We start from the raw sequence: 20,170 nt of genomic DNA, 5'->3' as shown, positions 1-20,170 counted from the left end.
CCTTTCGTGCTGGAACGCGTTGCGTGATGCGCACCGCGGTGAGCCCGGCCACTTGTGAGTTTGCCTCTGCTTGACCTGGGCAGGCGCGCCGTCAGGAGCGAAGTAGTGCGCTTTTCAACTGTTGATGGCCCGTGGACGCCGGCCTTCCGACCGGCCGGCGGCCCTTCGTCTCCCGTTCCTGTTCCCGAGACAAGAGGTACGCGTGCAAGCCAGGCTTGAGGCGGAGCACCTGTTCAAGGTGTTCGGCAGACGACCGGACGACGTGGTGGACCGCCTGCGTGAGGGCGCCGACCGGGAGGAGCTGCGCGCCGACGGCACCACGGCCGCCGTCATCGACGCGTCCTTCAGCGTCGAGGCCGGCGAGATCTTCGTCGTCATGGGCCTGTCGGGTTCCGGCAAGTCCACCCTGCTGCGGATGCTCAACGGTCTGCTGGAGCCGACCGCGGGCACGGTGCGCTTCGACGGCGAGGAGCTGGGCGCGCTCGGCGACCAGGGACTTCGCCGGCTGCGCTCGGAGAAGATCAGCATGGTCTTCCAGCACTTCGCGCTGTTCCCGCACCGCAGCGTCCGTGAGAACGCCGCCTACGGCCTGGAAGTGCAGGGCGTGCCCCGCGCCGAGCGCGAACGCCGCGCCGACGAGGCGCTCGCCCTGTGCGGCCTGGCCGGCTGGGAGAAGTCCTGGCCCGACGAGCTGTCCGGCGGCATGCAGCAGCGCGTCGGCCTCGCCCGCGCCCTCGCCACCGACGCCGACCTGCTGCTCATGGACGAGTCCTTCAGCGCCCTGGACCCGCTGATCCGCCGCGACATGCAGGATCAGCTCCTGGAGCTGCAGAAGACCCTGAAGAAGACCATCGTCTTCATCACCCACGACCTCAACGAGGCCATGCGCCTGGGCGACCGCATCGCCGTCATGCGCGACGGCCGCATCGTGCAGACCGGCACCGCCGAGGACATCCTGCTGCGCCCGGAGAACGACTACGTGGCCTCCTTCATCCAGGACGTCGACCGCTCCCGGGTACTCACCGCCGCCGCCGTCATGGACACCGCGCTGCGCGGCGACGAGGCCGACTGCGGCTGCGAGACCGCCACGCCCGGCACGCCGTTCACCGAGCTGTGCGCGATCAGCGCCCGGCTGCCCCACCCGGTCGCCGTCCTCGACGCCGACCGCACCCTCGTCGGGGTCGTGCCCCGGCAGCGCCTGGTGGGCTTCCTCGGCGACGTACAGAGCGAGCCGGCCGCCTGCGACGGCCCCGGCAAGGACGGGAAGAAGGTGACCGACCGTGCCTAGGCTGCCCCTCGGCGACTGGGTCGACTCCGGTGTGAACTGGCTGGTCGACCACCTCTCCTGGCTCTTCGACGCCATCAAGGCCGTCATGGAGGGCATGTACGGCGGCATCGACGCCGTCCTGGGCGCCCCCGCCCCGCTGCTGATGGCCGGCATCCTCGCCGTCATCGCCTGGTGGCTGCGCGGACTGCTCGCCGGTGTCCTCGCCTTCGCCGGATTCGCCCTGGTCGACTCGCTCCAGTTGTGGGACCAGGCGATGTCCACGCTCGCCCTGGTGCTCGTGGCCACCGTGATCGCCCTGGTGATCTCGATCCCGCTGGGCATCTGGGCGGCCCGCTCCAAGGCGGTCGGCGCCGCCGTACGGCCCGTCCTGGACCTGCTCCAGACCATGCCCTCGATGGTCCTGCTGATCCCGGCCATGCTCTTCTTCGGGCTCGGCACCGCGGCCGGCGTCGTGGCCACCCTGATCTTCGCGCTCGCCCCCGGCGTCCGCATGACCGAGCTGGGCATCCGCCAGGTCGACGCCGAGCTGGTCGAGGCCGCCGAGGCGTTCGGCACCACCCCGCGCGACATCCTGTGGCGCGTCCAGCTGCCGCTCGCCCTGCCGACCATCATGGCCGGCGTCAACCAGGTGATCATGCTGGGCCTGTCCATGGTCGTCATCGCCGGCATGGTCGGCACCGGCGGCCTCGGCGGCGCGGTGAACGAGGCCATCGGCCAGCTCGACATCGGCTACGGCTTCGAGGCCGGCGTCGGCATCGTCGTCCTCGCCATCTACCTGGACCGCGTCACCGGCGCCCTCGGCACCCAGCTGTCCCCGCTGGGCCGCCGGGCCGCCGCCAAGGCACCCCGGCGCGCGTGGTCGTACCGGCCGCGCCCGGCCGTCGCGGTCGTCGGGATCGTCGTGCTCGCGCTCGTCGCGGGCGGAGTCGGCGTCTTCGGCTCGGCCGGCACCACCTCCGAGGCCTCCGGCACCGACGTCGGCAAGGGCAAGGAGATCAAGATCGGCTACATCCCCTGGGACGAGGGCATCGCCTCCACCTTCCTGTGGAAGGAGATCCTCCAGGAGCGCGGCTTCAAGGTCACCACCACCCAGTACGCGGCCGGCCCCCTCTACACCGGCCTCGCCACCGGGCAGATCGACTTCGAGACCGACTCCTGGCTGCCCACCACGCACGCCGAGTACTGGAAGAAGTACGGCAAGCAGCTCGACGACATCGGCACCTGGTTCGGCCCCACCTCCCTGGAGCTGTCCGTCCCCTCGTACGTGAAGGACGTCGACTCCCTGGCCGACCTCAAGACGCACGCCTCCGAGTTCGGCGGGAAGATCGTCGGCATCGAGCCCAGCGCCGGCGAGATGAGCCTGCTCAAGACCAAGGTCCTCAAGGAGTACGGCCTGAACGGCACCTACCAGGTGATCGACGGCTCGACCCCGGCCATGCTCGCCGAGCTCAAGCGCGCCTACGCCAGGAAGGAGCCGGTCCTCGTCACCCTGTGGTCCCCGCACTGGGCCTACAGCAGCTACGACCTGAAGAAGCTCCAGGACCCCCAGGGCGCCTGGGGCAAGGGCGACGGCGTGCACACCCTGTCCCGTAAGGGTTTCGCCGGGGACAACCCGCAGGTCGGCCGCTGGCTGAAGGACTTCTCCATGACCGAGAAGCAGCTCACCGGCCTGGAGGCGCGGATCCAGCAGGCCGGCAAGGGCAAGGAGCAGGACGCCGTCCGCTCCTGGCTGCGCGAGAACCCCGGCCTGGTCGACAAGTGGGCGCCGGTCTCCGGCGACCACGCCCCCAGCCGGGCGGCCGGCTGACCTGACAGCACCCTGACCGCCACCCGAGGGGCGGACGGCACCGTACGACGATGGGGTACGGAGCTGTCCGCCCCTCGCGGCATTTCCCCTACGGGAAGAATCCGGCCAATCACCTAGCGTGATGACTATGGCTGCTGGGCATGTTCATCCCCAGGGAGGAAGCCGCAGAAGAGCCCTGCGGGGCCGCTGACGCCTGGCGTGAACCGTGAGGGTAAGGCGGCATCGGCGTGTCGGGGATATGACACGCGCATGAAACCGCTCGCCGAACATGCGTAGGGTGCAGTTGAAGGCATCGGGAGAGGCTCGCCGCAGCGCGGGCACCCGGAGTGGTGACAGGACGAACGCACGACGAGCGAGGGAGGGAGCCGGAGCGATGGGCGACCACAAAGAGCAGCAGCCCGTACGGGTGGGCGCGGCGGTCCGGCGGCGCCGGCGTGCCCTGGAGTTGACCCTCGCGGTCGTCGCCGAGCGCACCGGCCTGTCGGTGCCCTTCCTCAGCCAGGTGGAGAACGACCGGGCGCGGCCCAGCAGCACCTCCCTGGAGAAGCTGGCCGACGCGCTGCGCACCACCGCCGTCGAACTCCTCGCCGCGGCGGACCCGGCGGCCAGCGTCGACCTGGTGCGCGCCGAGCCGCTCGCCGAGGACGACTTCACCCCCCGGACCCGCAATCTGGTCCGCGGCCACCACCAGCTGCACGCCTCCGAGTTCACCGGCGACCATGACGCGGGCCGCGAGTTCCAGCACCGCAACGACGAGTTGATGTACGTCGCCGACGGCGCGGTCGAGATCGAGGCCGAGGGCCGCGCGTACCGCCTCGGCCGCGGCGACACGCTCTACCTCACCGGCGGGGTGCGCCACCGGTGGCGGGCCACGGTGCCGGACACGCGGATCGTCGTGGTGGCGGTGGCGGAGCACATCGAGGCCGTGCAGGACCGGTCCCGGTGAAGCGGGTCGTCTCCCTCGTCCCCTCGCTCACCGAGGCCGTCGCCGAGACCCTGCCCGGCGCGCTGGTCGGGGCCACGGACTGGTGCGCGCATCCGGGGGACCTGGACGTCGTCAGGATCGGCGGGACCAAGAACCCCAAGGTCGAGCGCATCGCCGAGCTCGCGCCCGACCTGGTGATCGCCAATGAGGAGGAGAACCGCGTCCCGGACCTCGACGCGCTGCGCGCGGCGGGCCTGGAGGTGCTGGTCACCGAGGTGCGGACCGTGCCGGCGGCCTTCACCGAGCTGGCCCGGGTGCTGGAGGCGTGCGGGGCGCCGGAGCGGCCCGGCTGGCTGCGGGAGGCCGAGGCCGTCTGGGGCGCGCTGCCGGAGCCGGGGGAGCGCAGGACGGCGGTCGTGCCGATCTGGCGCAGGCCCTGGATGGTCGTCGGCCGGGACACCTTCGCGGGTGACGTGCTGGCCCGGCTGGGCGTGGACCACCTGCACGCGGGGCACGCCGAGCGCTACCCCCGCATACCCCTGGACGAGCTGCGGGCGGCGGCCCCGGACCTGGTGGTGCTGCCCGACGAGCCCTACCGCTTCACCGCCGACGACGGCCCGGAGGCCTTCCCGGGGCCGGCCTGCGCGCTGGTCAGCGGGCGGTACCTGACGTGGTACGGCCCGTCCCTGGCGCGGGCGCCGCGGGTGCTGGGCGAGGCCCTGCGAGCAGCTCACCGCTGAGCAGCCCGCGCGCGGTGCCGGCCGCCGCCGCGAGCCAGGCCGCGACGAGCAGCACGTACAGCGCGACGGACAGCGCCTGGAAGGCGGTGAGGGAGGTGTGCCGGGCGAGGGCGGCCGCGCCGGTGACGCAGGTGCCCACCGGGAAGGTGGCGCCCCACCAGGTCATCGCGAACCCCATGCCCGCGCGGCGGGCCCGCACCAGATGGGCGGTGGACAGCGCCAGCCACATCAGGGCGAAGCCCGTCACGGGGACGCCGTACAGCACCGAGAACACCGCGAGGCCGTGCGCGTAGGGGGCTGGTACGACCCCGGGCGCGGCGTTCGCGATCGAGCCGACGGCGGTGGTGGACTGCCCGAGCGGGCCGAGGACCAGGAACAGGGCCGGGGTGAGCGCGAGCGGCAGCGGGCCCGAGGTGAGCAGCCGGGCGAAAACCAGCGGCAGCATCAGCAGCGTGGCGAACAGGCTCAGCCCGAACATCGCGAGACAGGCCAGCAGCAGGGTGGCCCGCGGCTGGCCGGGCGGCAGGTGCGGCACGAGCAGCGGGCCGAGCGCGGCCGACACCATCGGCGCGACCACCGGCAGCAGCCACACCGGGGAGGCATGGGAGGCGTCCACGCGATGCCGTACCGACATCAGGTACGGCACGGCCACGGCGGCGCACAGCCCGGTCGCCGTGCCCGCCGTGTACAGCACGGCGTCCAGGGCCACGGCCGGTCGCGTGCCGAGCCAGTCGTGGCCGGTGGTGAGCGCGCCGGCGCCCACGGCCAGCAGGGCCATGGAGAGGCAGCCGTAGAACGGGGCCATCGCCGGGTCCAGGAGGTGGGCGCGGGCCTGGTCGCGGTGGTGGACCCAGTGCAGCGCGCGGGCCGCCAGCAGGACCACCAGCATCAGCAGCGACAGCACCCAGACCGCAGCCAGGACCGTGTGCGGGCCGGCCGGCACGTCCACCGGCAGCGCGGCGCCGGCCGTGCCGACGGCGGCGGTGCCCATGACGGCGGCGTACCAGTTGGGTCCGAGGTGGCGGACCCGGGCGGCGCGGGGCGCGCGGGTGGCGGGCAGGGGCGGGGCAACGGTGACCATGGCATTCACCGTCTCCCCAGGAACCGCCCCTGACCAGGGAGTTCCCTTCTATGAGGGCATAAGCTGGTCTTATGAGCGAGGCGGAGGGGACACGAAGGCAGGGCGAGGGCACGGGGTCGTTGGCCCACCGGGTGCCGGATCTGGCGGCGCTGGAGCTGTTGCTGGCCGTGGCGCGGCTGGGGAGTCTCGGTGCGGCGGCGCGGGAGGTCGGCATCACGCAGCCGGCGGCGAGCAGCCGGGTCCGGTCGATGGAACGGCAGCTGGGGGTGGCCCTGGTGGACCGCTCCCCGCGCGGGTCCCGGCTCACCGACGAGGGCGTGCTGGTGACGGACTGGGCGCGGCGGGTGGTGGAGGCGGCGGCGGTGTTCGACGCGGGGGCGCGGGCGCTGCGGGACCGGCGGGACTCGCGGCTGCGGGTGGCGGCGAGCATGACCATCGCCGAGTACCTGCTGCCGGGCTGGCTGCTGGCGTTGCACGCGGAGCGGCCGGACACGGCGGTGTCGCTGCTGGCCGGGAACTCCGCGAAGGTGGCGGAGCTGCTGCTGTCCGGGGAGGCCGACCTGGGGTTCGTGGAGGGGCTTTCCGCGCCCACGGGGCTGGACGCGGTGGTGATCGGGCATGACCGGCTGATCGTGGTGACGGCGCCGGGGCATCCCTGGGCCCGGCGGCGCAGGCCGCTCACGGCCGAGGAGCTGGCGCGGACGCCGCTGATCCTCCGTGAGCGGGGCTCGGGGACGCGGCAGGTCCTGGACGCCGCGCTCGGGGGCCTCGCCCGGCCGCTGATCGAGCTGTCCTCCACCACGGCGGTGAAGGCGTCGGCGGTCAGCGGCGCGGGGCCCTCGGTCCTCAGTGAACTGGTGGTGCGGGAGGAACTGGCCCTGCGGCGGCTGGTCGCCGTGCCGGTGGAGGGAGTGCCGCTGCGGCGGGACCTGCGGGCGGTGTGGCCGAAGGGCCACCGTCCGACGGGCCCGGCACGGGATCTGCTGTCCCTGACGCGCGCCTGAACCAGGGCACCACCTCACCTGCGCCCGCACCCGGAGGCTCTCACCCCGCCGCGGCCACCAGCCCCGCCATCACCCGCAGGTCCTCCCCCATCTCGGGGTGCCACTGCACCCCCACCACCCAGCCCCGCTCGGCCGGCAGCTCCACCGCCTCCACCGTGCCGTCCGCCGCGTGCGCCGACGGCAGGAGCCCGCGGCCGAGGCGGGACACCGACTGGTGGTGGTACGTCGGGACGGCGAGCGCCTCGGGGACGAGGGAGGCGTAGCGCGTGCCCGGGACCGGGGTGACCGGGTGCGTGCCGAAGGTGCCCACCGCCTCGACGTGGCCTTCCACGTGCTGGACCAGGGTTCCCCCCAGTGCCACGTTCAGTAGCTGCATGCCCCGGCAGATGCCCAGCAGCGGTGTGCCGGAGGCGAGCGCGGCGTGGATCAGGGCGAGTTCCCAGGCGTCGCGGGCCGGGGCAGGCGGGCCCGTGCGGGGGTCGCGGTCGGCGCCGTAGTGGACCGGGTCCACGTCCGGGCCGCCCGCGACGACGAGGCCGTCGAGCCGGGAGACCGCCGCCGCGGCCAGCGCGGGCTCGTCCGGCGGCAGCATGCAGGCCAGCCCTCCGGCCCGCTGCACCAGCCGCGGATACGCGGCCGGCAGCAGCGCGGCGTCCAGCTCCCAGACGCCCCACCGGGTCCCGGCCTCCAGATACGTGCTCACACCGATCAGCGGTCGTCCGCTCACGCCACCCTCCCGGGAACCCCGGAACTCCCGGTGCCCCCGGAACTCCCGGACATCAAAAGGTCCTAGCGAATACCTTTGCAGAGTCCGCTCACGTCAGGAAGCCCCGCAGCAGCGCCGCGGTCCCCGCGCAGTGCTCCCGCATCATCTCCCGCGCGCCGTCGGCGTCCCCGTCGAGCACCGCCTCCACCAGCGCGGTGTGCTGCCGCTGGGAGTGCTCCAGGTTGCGCACCAGCAGCGGGATGCAGTCCAGCAGCTCGTTGACCTGGGCCCGGACCGCCGCGTACTGCGCGGTCAGGGAGGGGGAGCCGCACAGCTCGGCCAGGGTCAGATGGAGCAGCGTGTCCAGCCGCCGGTAGTCGGCCAGCGGCGCGTCGTGCGTGCCGGCCAGCGCCTCGCGCAGCCGCCGCGCCCGCTCGCCCGTCAGCCCGTGCGCCGCGCACAGCCCGGCCGCGCCCACCTCCAGCACCTCGCGGAAGCGCAGCACGTCCTCGACGTCGACCTCGGCGATCCGCCGTCGCAGCTCGTCCTCGCCGCCGGCGTCCGCGCGGGGCCGCACGAACGTTCCGCCGTACCGCCCGCGCCGCGCCTCCACCAGGCCCTGGTCCTGGAGCACCTTCAGCACCTCGCGCAGCGTCACCCGGCTGACCCCGAGCCGCTCCGCCAGCTCCCGCTCCGCAGGCAGCCGTTCGCCGCCCGGCACCAGGCCGAGCCGTACCACCTGGAGGATCTGCTCCAGGGCCTCCTCGAAGCCGTTGCCCGCGCGCACCGGCCGCAGCACCGGGGCGAGCCGGTCGCCCACGCCGTGCCATTCCGTGTGAGACGACATCCGCCGTGCCCCCTTCCCAGGCAATGGTTCTGAGCAATACCTTATGGTTCCCGGCCCGGCCGAAAAGCGCGAAGGCGCCCGAGGAGGCTTCCCGTGGCAGACCGCACAGCCCCGCTCCCCGTCGAGGAACTCCACGCCCTCGTGGCCAGCGGTGAGATCGACACTGTCGTCCTGGCCTTCCCCGACATGCAAGGGCGCCTCCAGGGCAAGCGGTTCGCCGCCCGCTTCTTCCTCGACGAGGTCCTGGAGCACGGCTCCGAGGGGTGCAACTACCTGCTCGCCGTCGACCCGGAGATGAACACCGTCGACGGCTACGCGATGTCCTCCTGGGAGCGCGGCTACGGCGACTTCGCCATGCGCCCCGACCCCACCACCCTGCGCCGCATCCCCTGGCACCCCGGCACCGCCCTGCTCGTCGCCGACCTCGCCTGGCACGACGGCGCGCCGGTCGCCGCCGCCCCGCGGCAGATCCTGCGCCGCCAGCTCGACCGGCTCGCCGGCCTCGGCTACACCGCCCAGGTCGGCACCGAGCTGGAGTTCATCGTCTTCAAGGACAGCTACGAGCAGGCGTGGGACGCGGGCTACCGGGGACTGACGCCCGCCAACCAGTACAACATCGACTACTCGATCCTCGGCACCGGCCGCATCGAGCCCCTGCTGCGCAGGCTGCGCAACGACATGGCCGGCGCCGGCCTCACCGTCGAGTCCGCCAAGGGCGAGTGCAACCCCGGCCAGCACGAGATCGCCTTCCGCTACGACGAGGCCCTCACCACCTGCGACCAGCACGCCCTGTACAAGACCGGCGCCAAGGAGATCGCCGCCCAGGAGGGCGTCTCGATCACCTTCATGGCCAAGTACAACGAGCGCGAGGGCAACTCCTGCCACATCCACCTCTCGCTGGCCGACGCCGACGGCACCAACGCCATGGCCGGGCCGGACGGGATGTCCGAACTGATGCGGCACTTCCTCGCCGGACAGCTCGCCGCCCTGCGCGACTTCTCCCTGCTCTACGCCCCCAACATCAACTCCTACAAGCGGTTCCAGTCCGGCTCCTTCGCCCCCACCGCCGTCGCCTGGGGCCACGACAACCGCACCTGCGCCCTGCGCGTGGTCGGCCACGGCCGCTCCACACGCTTCGAGAACCGGCTCCCGGGCGGCGACGTCAACCCCTACCTCGCCGTCGCCGGACTGGTCGCCGCCGGACTCCACGGCATCGAGCAGAGGCTCGAACTGCCCGAGCCCTGCCCCGGCAACGCCTACACCGCCGATTTCGCCCACGTCCCCGCCACCCTGCGCGAGGCCGCCGAGCTGTGGGAGAACAGCCCGATCGCCAAGGCCGCCTTCGGCGACGAGGTCGTGGCCCACTACCGCAACATGGCCCGCGTCGAGCTGGAGGCCTTCGACGCCGCGGTCACCGACTGGGAGCTGCGCCGCTCCTTCGAACGCCTGTGAGCACGCCCGCGACCCGCCGGTCCGCACGCACGTGAAAGGTCGATCCGTGTCCGACTCAGACGAGTTGAAGGTCCTCAACCCCGCCACGGAAGAGGTCGTCGCCACCGTCCCCGCCGCCACCGCCGAGGACGTCGACGCCGCCGTCGCCCGGGCCGTCCGCGCCGGCCGCGCCTGGGCCGCGCTCGCCCCCGCCGACCGGGCCCGGCTGCTGCGCCGCTTCGCCGACACCGTCGACGCGCACGTCGAGGAACTCGCCCGCCTGGAGGTCCGCGAAGCCGGTCACACCCTCGGCAACGCCCGCTGGGAGGCCGGCAACGCCCGCGATCTGCTGCACTACGCGGCCGGCGGCGCCGAACGCCTGCTCGGCAAGCAGATCCCGGCCCCCGGCGGCTGGGACGTCACCTTCCAGGAACCCCTTGGCGTGATCGGCGTGATCGCCCCCTGGAACTTCCCCATGCCGATCGCCGCCTGGGGGTCCTTCCCGGCGCTCGCCGCGGGCAACGCCGTCGTCCTCAAGCCCGCCGAGACCACCCCGCTCACCGCCCTGCGGCTGGCCGAACTCGCCCTGGAAGCGGGCCTGCCCGAGCACCTCTTCCAGGTGCTGCCGGGCCACGGGCACACCGCCGGACGCGCCCTGGTGGACCACCCGGACGTGGCCAAGATCGTGTTCACCGGGTCCACCCGCACCGGCCGCGAGATCATGGAGCGCTGCGCCCGGCTGGTCAAGCCGGTCACTCTGGAACTCGGCGGCAAGAGCCCCAACGTCGTCTTCGCCGACGCCGACCTGAGCCGGGCCCTCGACCCCTTCTCCTTCCTGGACAACGCCGGACAGGACTGCTGCGCCCGCACCCGCGTCCTCGTCCAGGAGACGGTCCTCGACGAGGCCCGTGAACTGCTCGCCGACGCGCTCCGCGCGGTCGTCGTGGGCGACCCGGCCGACGAGAAGACCCAGATGGGCCCGCTGATCTCCGCGGCGCAGCGGGACCGCGTACGGTCGTACGTCCCCGAGGGCGCCCCCGCCCTGCGCGGCAGCGCGCCGGACGGGCCCGGCTTCTGGTTCCCGCCGACCGTCCTGACGGGGGAGCGGCACGACGGTCCGGCCGCCCGCGAGGAGATCTTCGGACCCGTCGCCGTCCTGCTCCCCTTCTCCGACGAGCGGGACGCGATCCGCCTCGCCAACGACACCCCCTACGGGCTGTCCGGCTCCGTCTGGACCCGCGACCTCGGCCGCGCGCTGCGCGTCTCCGGAGGCATCCGCGCGGGCAACCTGTCCGTCAACTCCCATTCCAGCGTCCGCTACTGGACCCCGTTCGGCGGCTACCGGCAGTCCGGCCTCGGCCGTGAACTCGGCCCCGACGCCCTGACCGCCTTCACCGAGACCAAGAACGTCTTCATCAGCACGGAGGGCCCCGCACAGTGACCGACACCAGTGTTTGCCGCCGCCTTGTCGGCCGTACCGCCGTCGTGACCGGAGCCGGCAGCGGCATCGGCCTCGCCACCGCCCGCCGCCTCGCCTCGGAGGGCGCCCACGTCGTCTGCGCGGACGTGGACGAGACCCGCGGCAAGGCCGCCGCCGACGAGGTGGGCGGGCTGTTCGTCAAGACCGACGTCACCGACCCCGACCAGGTCGAGGCGCTGTTCAGGACGGCCTACGACACCTACGGCAGCGTGGACGTGGCCTTCAACAACGCGGGCATCTCCCCGCCCGACGACGACTCCATCCTGGAGACCGGCCTGGAGGCCTGGAAGCGCGTCCAGGAGGTCAACCTCACCTCCGTGTACCTGTGCTGCAAGGCCGCCCTCCCCTACATGCGCCGCCAGGGCAAGGGTTCCATCATCAACACCGCGTCCTTCGTGGCCCGGATGGGCGCGGCCACCTCCCAGATCTCGTACACCGCGTCCAAGGGCGGCGTCCTCGCCATGTCCCGCGAACTGGGCGTGCAGTTCGCGCGGGAGGGCATCCGGGTCAACGCCCTGTGCCCCGGACCCGTCAACACCCCGCTGCTCAGGGAGCTGTTCGCCAAGGATCCGGAGCGGGCCGCCCGCCGGCTCGTGCACATCCCGGTCGGCAGGTTCGCCGAGGCGGAGGAGATCGCCGCCGCGGTCGCCTTCCTGGCCAGCGACGACTCCTCCTTCGTCAACGCCACCGACTTCCTGGTGGACGGGGGGATCGCGGGCGCCTACGTCACGCCCCTGTAGTTCCCCGGAGCCCTCAGAGGAACGTGTGGCCCTCGCCCCGGTAGGTGGGCACCGTCGCGGTCACCTCGTCGCCCTCGACGAGGTGCAGCGACGCGAACCGTTCGCACAGCTCGCCCGCCTTGGCATGCCGGAACCACACCCGGTCGCCGATCAGCAGATCGTCGGCGGGCGAGCCGAGCAGCGGGGTCTGCACCTCGCCGGCGCCCTCCTGCGGGTCGTACGCCAGCCCCTCCGGCAGATACGGCACCGGCGACCGGTCGGGTCCCGCGGCGCCCGAGGCCGGGTAGCCGCCGCCCAGCACGGTGACGACGCCCACGCCCGGCCGCCGTACCACCGGCAGCGCGAACAGCGCCGCCGGACGGCCGCTGAAGGACGTGTAGTTGTCGAACAGGCGCGGCACGTACAGCCCGGAACCGGCCGCGATCTCGGTGACCGCGGACTCGGCGGCGGTGTGCTGCACACTGCCGGTGCCGCCGCCGTTGACGAACTCCAGGTCCGGCGCGACGGCCCGCACCGCGCGCACCGCCGTGGCCCGCCGCTCGGCCAGCTCCCGGCGCGCGGCGGCCTGCATCAGCCGGATCGCCCGCGAACGCAGCGGCCGCCCGGCGACGGCGTCACCGACTCCCGCGATATGGCCCTCGTACGCCATCAGCCCGACGAGCCGGAAGCCGGGGCGGCCGGTCACCACCCGGGCCAGCTCGGCGAGCCGTCCCGGGGAGTGCAGCGGCGAGCGACGGGCGCCGATCCGCACCCGCCCGCCCAGCAGCTTCAACGAGGTGTCCAACTCCAGGCATATGCGCACCACTTCGCGTCCGCCGTCGCGGGCGGCGTCGATGAGGTCGAGCTGCGCGGGGTCGTCCACCGTCACGGTGACGGCGGCGGCGAGCTTGGGATCGGCGGTGAGTTCGGCGTATCCCGAGCGGTCGGCGGAGGGGTAGGCCAGCAGGATGTCGTCGAACCCCGAGCGCGCCAGCCACAGCGACTCGGCGAGTGTGAACGACATGATCCCCTGGAAGCCGTCCCTGGCCAGGACGCGCTCCAGCAGCGCGCGGCAGCGCACGGACTTGCTCGCGACCCGTACCGGTTTGCCGCCGGAGCGGCGGACCAGATCGGCCGCGTTGGCGTCGAAGGCATCCAGGTCCACGAGCGCCAGCGGCGCTTCGAGATGGGCGGTGGCCCGGTCGTACCGGGCCCGGTCGGCGGCACGCGCAGTCATGCCGGAAGCCTGCCAGAAGGGATTACCGCAGGGTAGAGGGACGTTCCGGGCAAGTACCGCGGCCTCCCGCACTGGTTCCGCCCCGGCCCCCGACAACCCGTAGAGTGACGCGCACGTACGGCGGACCCGCCCGGGATGCCGGTCCGGTCGTACGGGTACGAGGAGACGGCCCGGGTCGCGAGGAAACGGGGAACGCATGACCACGGAAGCACGCCACGCCTCCGTACCACCGGGTCCCGGGTCCGCGTCCTCGTCCGGCCCCCGGACCGGCGCGAGCCGGAGCGCGGCCGGCGGCGTTCCGGGCGCGGCCGACGCCGGCCCTTCCGGTGCCGGGAACACGGGCGGGTCGCGGGTGACCGCGGCCGGGCGGGCCGGTGCGCCGGGCTCCGTTGACGGGCCGTCCGTTTCCGCGCCGTCAGGGCCCGCCGACGGCCGGGGACCGGCGAGCGGGACGGACCAGGGCCCCGCGCCGCGCCGCCACACCGTCCCCGAGGGCGCCGACCCCGTGAGCCCCCCGCCGCCCCCGGCCTCCGCCCGCTTCCCCGACGCCCCGCCCCGCGCGGCACACGGCGACGGCGCCGGTGCGGAGAGCCCCCGCCAACGGCCTCGTGGCACCGGCGCGGAAGACCCCGGGGGGCCCATACCACCGGGCCTGCCGCCCCGGCGCGCGGCGGCGCCCGCGGAGACCGCCGCCGAGACGACGACCCGGCTGCGGCCGGTCCCCCCGGTCGCGGAGGACCCGCACCGCCCCGGTTCCGGCCCCGCCGAGGACCCCTCCGAGACGACGACCCGGCTCCGCCCGGTCCCCCCGGCCGCGGAGGACCCGCATCGCCCCGGTTCCGGCCCCGGTGGGGCGGTGCCCGCCGAGGACGACTCGGAGACGACGACCCGGCTGCGGCCGGTCCCTGCCGCGCCTCCTGCCGTGAACCCGCCCGGCCCCGGCCCCGGTCCCGTCTCCGGCGCGCTCCGGAACCGGCTGAGCGACGCAGGCCGGCCCCACGTGTCGTTCGGGGAGCCCGAGGTGTTCCGCGAACGCGGGCGGGGACGGACCGCCGTCGCCGGGGTCTGTCTCGTGCTGGGTCTCGGGCTCGTCGGCGGGGCCGTCGCCGGGAGCTGGCTCGCGGGGGACCACGGGGACGGCGGTGCGCGGGGGTTCGCCGCGGCCGTGCCCGCGTGGCACAGCGTGCCCGTCGACACGTTGTTCCCGCCCGTCGTGCGGGGCGCGGGGGCCGGGCCCGGCGGGGCGGACCGGACGTGGACGCGGGTGGCCGTCGCCCCGGACAGCGGGTGTGCCGACGCGTTCGACCCGTTGCTGCGCAAGGTGCTCGCCGGCGTCGGCTGCCGGCGGCTGCTGCGCGCGACCTACACGGACGCCACCCAGAGCTACGTGACCACCGTCGGCCTGCTGTTCACCAAGGCCGACCCCGCCGCCATGTCCGCGCTCGCCACCCGCTTCCGCACCCAGCACCTCGCCGAACGCGCGGACCTGATGCCCCGCCCGTACGCCGCCGGGAACACCCCCGCGGCCGGCTTCGGCGACGACCAGCGCGCCACCTGGACCATCTCCGTGCGCACCGACGCCCCCGTCGTCGTGTACGCCGTCTCCGGCTGGGCCGACGGCCGGAGCGTCGACACCCCCCAGCCCGCCGCCGACGCCGTACGGTCCGGCGCCACCACCCCGCAGGCCCAGTCCGGCCTCGGCACCGAGGCACGCGGGCTGGCCGGGCGGATCGAACGGCGGTTGCTCGGGACCATCGGCTCCACCGCGACGAAGAGACCCTCATGAAGCGCCACTCCGGCGCCGCGGTGAGCGCCCTGCTCGCCGGCGCCCTCACCCTGCTCACGGCCACCGACGCGCACGCCGACAGCATCCGCGCCCAGCAGTGGGGCCTGTCCGCCCTCCACGTCGACCAGGCCTGGCACACCACCAGGGGCCAGGGCGCCACCGTGGCCGTCCTGGACACCGGCGTCCAGGAGGACCACCCCGACCTCGTCGGCAACGTGCTGCCCGCCCACGACCTGATCGGCTTCGGCGCCCGGCCCGGCGACCGCGCCTGGGGCAGGCACGGCACCGCCATGGCCGGCATCATCGCCGGCCACGGCCACGGACCCGGCGGCTCCGACGGCGTCATGGGCGTCGCCCCCGAGGCGAAGATCCTGCCCGTGCGGGTGATCCTGGAGGACAGCGACCCCGCCCGCGCCAAGGCCCGCACCAGCCGCGGCACCGCCCTCGCCGACGGCATCCGCTGGGCCGCCGACCACGGCGCCGACGTCATCAACCTCTCCCTCGGCGACGACTCCGCCTCCGCCCACCCCGAACCCGGCGAGGACGAGGCCGTGCAGTACGCCCTGAAGAAGGGCGTGGTCGTGGTCGCCTCCGCGGGCAACGGCGGCGACAAGGGCGACCACGTCTCCTACCCGGCCGCCTACCCCGGCGTCATCGTCGCCACCGCCGTGGACCGCTACGGCACCCGCGCCGCCTTCTCCACCCGCCGCTGGTACGCCGCGGTCAGCGCGCCGGGCGTCGACGTCGTCATCGCCGACCCCGACCACAAGTACTACGAGGGCTGGGGCACCTCGGCCGCCTCCGCCTTCGTCTCCGGCGTGGCCGCGCTGATCAAGTCCGCCCACCCGGGACTGAGCCCGGCCCAGATCAAGACGCTCCTGGAGGACACCGCGGGCAGCCCGCCGGCCGGCGGCCGTGACGACTCCCGTGGCTACGGCACGATCGACCCGGTCGCGGCGCTGCGGGGCGCCGACCGGCTGAAGCCGGAGGACCCGCGCCCGGCGACATACCCGCGCAAGTACTTCGGCTCCGGCCCGGACGCCCCCCGGGCCACCGGCTCCACCGCCGACTGGGCGGCGCCCCTCGCGGGCGGGACCGGCGGGGTGCTGCTGGTCGCGGGCGTGATCCTGTGGCGCGGGCGCAGACAGCCCTCGTGGGGCGAGCGGCGGCCCGCCGAACCGCCGGACCGTTTCCCCCGATAGGGTCGGTGACCGTGGCGAACAAGAACATCCCCGACCCCGGCTACTCCGACGACGACGGCTCCGCCGACCCCCGGCTCGGTGCCGCGCTCGTCGCGTGGGCCGAGGACCGCACCGCCGTCGGCCCGGTCCTGGAGGCGCTGAAGGGCGCCCGGCTGCTGGTGCCCGTGGTCGCCGTGCTCGGGGAGGTCGAGGAGGACGAGAACGGGCTGCGCCGCGAGAAGACCAGCGACATGGCCGTCCCCACGCTGAAGGCCGGGGACCGCACCGCGCTGCCCGCCTTCACCTCCACCGAGTCCCTGGCCCGCTGGGACCCCGCGGCCCGCCCGGTCGCCGTGCCCCTGCACCAGGCGCTCCAGGCCGCCGCGCACGAGAAAGCCGACACGGTCGTGCTGGACCTCGCGGGACCGGTGCCGTTCGAGCTGACCGGGCCCGCGCTGCTCGCCCTCGCCGAGGGCCGCACCAGCACCGACCCGCTCGCCGACCCGGCCGTGACCGAGGCCGTGCGTGCGGTGGTGGCGGCCGAGCCGGCCGTGCGGCGCGCCCACCTCGCCCCCGGCCGGGCCGACGGCACCCTCGCCCTCGTCCTCGACCCGTCCGCCCCGCCCGCCGAGACCGCCCGCGCGCTCGCCGGCCGGCTTGCCGCCGACGAGACACTGAGGGCCCGCCTGGTGCGCGGCCTCGACCTGGCACTGCTGCCGGCCGGGACGACGCCTCCGGGCGAGCCCCTGTACGTGAAGGAATAGGTCAGCCGTAGACCGGCCCGGTGTACTTCTCGCCCGGCCCCTGACCCGGCTCGTCCGGGACGATCGAGGCCTCGCGGAAGGCGAGCTGGAGCGACTTCAGGCCGTCGCGCAGCGGGGCCGCGTGGAAGGAGCTGATCTCGGTCGCGCCGCCGTCCAGCAGGCCGGCGAGGGCGGTGATCAGCTTGCGGGCCTCGTCGAGGTCCTTGTAGGTGTCGCCCTCCTCGCTGAGCCCGAGCTTCACGGCCGCGGCGCTCATCAGGTTGACGGCGACCGTCACGATCACCTCGACGGCGGGGACCTCGGCGATATCGCGGGCCATCGCGTCGAAGTCGGGGTTCTCAGGAGGGGTCTCACTCATGCCCCACACCCTAAGCGGCCTGCCGAGGTGCCGGTGACGCCCGTCCGATTAGCCCTTGTCAAGCCGTCCTGCTAACCTGGTGGACGACCGGCCGGATCCGCCTCGTGTGTGTTCGGCCCACAAGTGGAGGCTCCGATCTCCCACCCGATCCGTCCTCCGGGACGGCGGGTCATCCGGTCAGGCGGCAGCCATCGTTCCGTACGGACGATGGAGCCGCCCGATGTGCGCCCCGCGTTCACCGCGGCGGTGCTCCGGTAGTGAGGAGCCCCGCCTGTGATCGTCCGGGGCATTTTTTCTGCTCCGGCGCGGTTGGTCTGACGAACAGATGTTACGCGGCAGTCCGCCAGGCCGTCGCGTGGTGCTATCCGAGGAGGATCCATCAGCGCCGAGCCCCGCATCAACGACCGGATTCGCGTTCCCGAGGTGCGACTTGTCGGTCCCAGTGGCGAGCAGGTCGGCATCGTGCCGCTTGCGAAGGCACTGGAGCTTGCGCAGGAGTACGACCTGGACCTGGTCGAGGTCGCGGCGAACGCCCGTCCGCCCGTGTGCAAGCTCATGGACTACGGGAAGTTCAAGTACGAGTCGGCCATGAAGGCCCGTGAGGCGCGCAAGAACCAGGCGCACACGGTCATCAAGGAGATGAAGCTCCGGCCGAAGATCGACCCGCACGACTATGACACCAAGAAGGGTCACGTCGTCCGGTTCCTCAAGCAGGGCGACAAGGTCAAGATCACGATCATGTTCCGTGGTCGCGAGCAGTCCCGGCCCGAGCTGGGCTACCGACTGCTGCAGCGCCTGGCGGAGGATGTCCAGGACCTCGGGTTCATCGAGTCGAACCCGAAGCAGGACGGCCGCAACATGATCATGGTCCTCGGTCCGCACAAGAAGAAGACCGAGGCGATGGCCGAGGCCCGTCAGGCGCAGGAGGCCCGCAAGGCCGACGCGAAGGCGAACCCCGGCAAGTCGCAGAACCCCGCTGAGGCCGAGGCGCCGTCCGAGGAGCCTGCCGAGGCGTGATCCCGGGGAGCCGCACGGCTCCCGAGGATGTAACCGAAACAAGAGCGACGCTCCACCGTGCCCGGTTTTCGCGACCGGGCACCGGAGCGCCACCGACGAGGAGAGAACGGCGCTATGCCGAAGAACAAGTCGCACAGCGGTGCCAGCAAGCGCTTCAAGGTCACCGGCTCCGGCAAGGTGCTCCGCGAGCGCGCCGGCAAGCGCCACCTGCTCGAGCACAAGTCGTCCCGCGTGACGCGCCGCCTCACCGGCAACGCCGAGATGGCCCCGGGCGACGCCGCGAAGATCAAGAAGCTTCTCGGCAAGTGACGCCGCGGCGCCCTGTGAGCGCCGTGCGTCTGGACCGGGACCCAATCGTTTCCGGGTCGTGTGAAGACCCCCACGACCCCGCTACAAGGAGTTAACAAGTGGCACGCGTCAAGCGGGCAGTCAACGCCCACAAGAAGCGCCGGGCGATCCTGGAGCAGGCCTCCGGCTACCGCGGTCAGCGTTCGCGCCTGTACCGCAAGGCCAAGGAGCAGGTCACCCACTCGCTGGTCTACAACTACAACGACCGCAAGAAGCGCAAGGGCGACTTCCGTCAGCTGTGGATCCAGCGCATCAACGCCGCTGCCCGCGCCAACGGCATGACCTACAACCGCTTCATCCAGGGTCTGAAGGCCGCGAACGTCGAGGTCGACCGCAAGATCCTGGCGGAGCTGGCCGTCAACGACGTGAACGCGTTCGCCGCGCTCGTCGAGGTCGCGCAGAAGGCGCTGCCGTCGGACGTCAACGCGCCGAAGGCCGCGTGACGCCGCGCCGGCACCAGCCGTCGTAGTACCGGGACCCGCAGGCTGTATGGCTTGCGGGTCCTGTCGTTGAGAAGACTCTCCGAAGGTGAAGTAGAGGATGCCCCCCGCAACTCCCGAGCTGATCTCCCCCCGCTCCGCCCGTGTCGCCGCGGCGCGCCGGCTCGCCAAGCGGAACTTCCGGGGGAAGGACCGGCTGTTCCTCGCGGAGGGGCCGCAGGCCGTGCGGGAGGCGGCGGCGCACCGGGACGGCGGGCAGGCGACGCTCGTCGAGCTGTTCGCCACCGTCGAGGCCGCGGAGCGGTACGCCGACATCGTCGGCGAGGCCCGTGCCGTCGGCGCCCGGCTGCACCTCGCCTCCGAGGACGTCATCGCCGACATCTCGACCACCGTCACCCCGCAGGGCCTCGTCGGCGTCTGCCGGTTCCTGGACACCCCGTTCGAGGACATCCTCGCCGCCCGCCCCCGGCTGGTCGCCGTGCTCGCGCACGTCCGCGACCCCGGCAACGCGGGGACCGTGCTGCGCTGCGCCGACGCCGCCGGCGCCGATGCCGTCGTCCTCACCGACGCCTCCGTGGACCTGTACAACCCCAAGGCCGTACGCGCCTCCGTCGGCTCACTGTTCCACCTGCCGGTCGCCGTCGGCGTCCCCGTGGAGCAGGCCATCGAGCGGCTCAAGGACGCCGGCGTGCGCATCCTCGCCGCCGACGGCGCGGGCGACCGCGACCTGGACGAGGAACTGGACAAGGGCACCATGGGCGACCCGACCGCCTGGGTGTTCGGCAACGAGGCCTGGGGACTGCCGGAGGAGACCCGGGCCCTCGCCGACGCCGTCGTGCGGGTGCCCATCCACGGCAAGGCCGAGAGCCTGAACCTGGCCACGGCCGCCGCGGTGTGCCTGTACGCCTCGGCGCGCGCCCAGCGCGCCCGCGGAGGGTGCCGTTCCCTCACGCAGAGCTAGTAGGGTGGCCAGCTCGGGGGCCCTGCGCCATATGAGAGGTGGGGTACGGG

General features: G+C 73.5%; 20 protein-coding genes. 15 read left to right on the top strand and 5 right to left on the bottom strand.

Annotated features, from left to right (window positions below):
* Positions 1-202 precede the first annotated feature (202 nt).
* From AB0927_RS34705 to AB0927_RS34690, 4 genes are all read left to right on the top strand, one after another.
* Complete coding sequence (locus AB0927_RS34705) at positions 203-1,288, top strand: glycine betaine/L-proline ABC transporter ATP-binding protein (RefSeq protein WP_366671794.1); 1,086 nt, start codon at positions 203-205, stop codon at positions 1,286-1,288.
* A complete protein-coding gene (locus tag AB0927_RS34700) occupies positions 1,281-3,095 on the top strand; it encodes an ABC transporter permease/substrate binding protein (RefSeq protein WP_366671793.1) in 1,815 nt (604 codons plus the stop codon). The genes AB0927_RS34705 and AB0927_RS34700 overlap by 8 nt, the downstream gene beginning before the upstream one ends.
* Positions 3,096-3,468: 373 nt before the next feature.
* Positions 3,469-4,041, top strand: a complete 573-nt coding sequence (locus AB0927_RS34695; RefSeq protein ID WP_366671792.1) for a helix-turn-helix domain-containing protein — start codon at positions 3,469-3,471, stop codon at positions 4,039-4,041.
* Positions 4,038-4,760 (top strand): helical backbone metal receptor, encoded by a 723-nt coding sequence (locus tag AB0927_RS34690; RefSeq protein WP_366671791.1) that lies wholly within the window; start codon positions 4,038-4,040, stop codon positions 4,758-4,760. The genes AB0927_RS34695 and AB0927_RS34690 overlap by 4 nt, the downstream gene beginning before the upstream one ends.
* Here the strand turns inward: AB0927_RS34690 and AB0927_RS34685 are convergent.
* Positions 4,672-5,841: a TDT family transporter gene (locus AB0927_RS34685; protein ID WP_366671790.1), complete on the bottom strand. Its 1,170-nt coding sequence runs from the start codon at positions 5,839-5,841 to the stop codon at positions 4,672-4,674. The two genes, AB0927_RS34690 and AB0927_RS34685, sit on opposite strands and share 89 nt — an antisense overlap.
* A 71-nt stretch (positions 5,842-5,912) precedes the next feature.
* On the opposite strand from AB0927_RS34685, the gene AB0927_RS34680 reads away from it, so the two are divergent.
* Positions 5,913-6,845, top strand: a complete 933-nt coding sequence (locus tag AB0927_RS34680; RefSeq protein ID WP_366671789.1) for a LysR family transcriptional regulator — start codon at positions 5,913-5,915, stop codon at positions 6,843-6,845.
* A gap of 40 nt (positions 6,846-6,885) precedes the next feature.
* On the opposite strand, the gene AB0927_RS34675 is transcribed toward AB0927_RS34680, so the two are convergent.
* Positions 6,886-7,572, bottom strand: a complete 687-nt coding sequence (locus AB0927_RS34675; RefSeq protein ID WP_366671788.1) for a gamma-glutamyl-gamma-aminobutyrate hydrolase family protein — start codon at positions 7,570-7,572, stop codon at positions 6,886-6,888.
* Positions 7,573-7,660: 88 nt separating this feature from the next.
* Entirely contained in the window at positions 7,661-8,398 is a 738-nt protein-coding gene (locus AB0927_RS34670; protein WP_366671787.1) for an FCD domain-containing protein, read from the bottom strand.
* Between the two features lie 93 nt (positions 8,399-8,491).
* Between AB0927_RS34670 and AB0927_RS34665 the strand changes: the two genes are divergently transcribed.
* From AB0927_RS34665 to AB0927_RS34655, 3 genes are read left to right on the top strand one after another with little or no spacing between them, the layout of a single operon-like run.
* The gene (locus tag AB0927_RS34665) at positions 8,492-9,850 is read left to right on the top strand and encodes a glutamine synthetase family protein (protein ID WP_366671786.1); all 1,359 of its coding nucleotides are present in this window, start codon (positions 8,492-8,494) and stop codon (positions 9,848-9,850) included.
* Positions 9,851-9,896: 46 nt separating this feature from the next.
* Positions 9,897-11,270 carry an aldehyde dehydrogenase family protein gene (locus AB0927_RS34660; protein WP_366671785.1) on the top strand — a complete coding sequence of 458 codons (1,374 nt, stop codon included), beginning with the start codon at positions 9,897-9,899 and terminating at the stop codon, positions 11,268-11,270.
* The gene (locus tag AB0927_RS34655) at positions 11,267-12,049 is read left to right on the top strand and encodes a 3-oxoacyl-ACP reductase (protein WP_366671784.1); all 783 of its coding nucleotides are present in this window, start codon (positions 11,267-11,269) and stop codon (positions 12,047-12,049) included. Before AB0927_RS34660 ends, AB0927_RS34655 begins: the two co-directional genes overlap by 4 nt.
* Positions 12,050-12,062: 13 nt before the next feature.
* Here the strand turns inward: AB0927_RS34655 and AB0927_RS34650 are convergent, their stop codons facing one another.
* Positions 12,063-13,265, bottom strand: a complete 1,203-nt coding sequence (locus AB0927_RS34650; RefSeq protein ID WP_366671783.1) for an amino acid deaminase/aldolase — start codon at positions 13,263-13,265, stop codon at positions 12,063-12,065.
* Between the two features lie 505 nt (positions 13,266-13,770).
* Between AB0927_RS34650 and AB0927_RS34645 the strand changes: the two genes are divergently transcribed.
* Genes AB0927_RS34645 through AB0927_RS34635 form a run of 3 tightly spaced genes read left to right on the top strand, consistent with a single transcriptional unit; the run spans position 13,771 to position 16,996 of the window.
* The gene (locus AB0927_RS34645) at positions 13,771-15,051 is read left to right on the top strand and encodes a hypothetical protein (RefSeq protein WP_366671782.1); all 1,281 of its coding nucleotides are present in this window, start codon (positions 13,771-13,773) and stop codon (positions 15,049-15,051) included.
* The gene (gene mycP / locus AB0927_RS34640; RefSeq protein ID WP_366671781.1) at positions 15,048-16,253 is read left to right on the top strand and encodes a type VII secretion-associated serine protease mycosin; all 1,206 of its coding nucleotides are present in this window, start codon (positions 15,048-15,050) and stop codon (positions 16,251-16,253) included. Before AB0927_RS34645 ends, mycP begins: the two co-directional genes overlap by 4 nt.
* 11 nt (positions 16,254-16,264) lie before the next feature.
* Positions 16,265-16,996, top strand: coding sequence for an SseB family protein (locus tag AB0927_RS34635; RefSeq protein WP_366671780.1), 732 nt, complete (start codon positions 16,265-16,267; stop codon positions 16,994-16,996).
* A gap of 1 nt (position 16,997) precedes the next feature.
* On the opposite strand, the gene AB0927_RS34630 is transcribed toward AB0927_RS34635, so the two are convergent.
* A complete protein-coding gene (locus tag AB0927_RS34630) occupies positions 16,998-17,354 on the bottom strand; it encodes a DUF1844 domain-containing protein (RefSeq protein WP_366671779.1) in 357 nt (118 codons plus the stop codon).
* 378 nt (positions 17,355-17,732) lie between these two features.
* Between AB0927_RS34630 and infC the strand changes: the two genes are divergently transcribed.
* From infC to AB0927_RS34610, 4 genes are all read left to right on the top strand, one after another.
* Positions 17,733-18,371: a translation initiation factor IF-3 gene (infC, locus tag AB0927_RS34625; protein ID WP_366671830.1), complete on the top strand. Its 639-nt coding sequence runs from the start codon at positions 17,733-17,735 to the stop codon at positions 18,369-18,371.
* Between the two features lie 114 nt (positions 18,372-18,485).
* The gene (gene rpmI / locus AB0927_RS34620) at positions 18,486-18,680 is read left to right on the top strand and encodes a 50S ribosomal protein L35 (protein WP_004933563.1); all 195 of its coding nucleotides are present in this window, start codon (positions 18,486-18,488) and stop codon (positions 18,678-18,680) included.
* Positions 18,681-18,778: 98 nt separating this feature from the next.
* Positions 18,779-19,162, top strand: a complete 384-nt coding sequence (gene rplT / locus AB0927_RS34615; protein ID WP_037651207.1) for a 50S ribosomal protein L20 — start codon at positions 18,779-18,781, stop codon at positions 19,160-19,162.
* Between the two features lie 97 nt (positions 19,163-19,259).
* Positions 19,260-20,120: an RNA methyltransferase gene (locus tag AB0927_RS34610; protein WP_366671778.1), complete on the top strand. Its 861-nt coding sequence runs from the start codon at positions 19,260-19,262 to the stop codon at positions 20,118-20,120.
* Positions 20,121-20,170: the final 50 nt, after the last annotated feature.

Source organism: Streptomyces sp. NPDC048106, from assembly GCF_040706415.1.
In the GTDB taxonomy this organism is placed as follows: Bacteria; Actinomycetota; Actinomycetes; order Streptomycetales; family Streptomycetaceae; genus Streptomyces.
The sequence above is the reverse complement of the archived record's forward strand: the minus strand, read 5'-3'. Positions and strand labels throughout refer to the sequence as shown.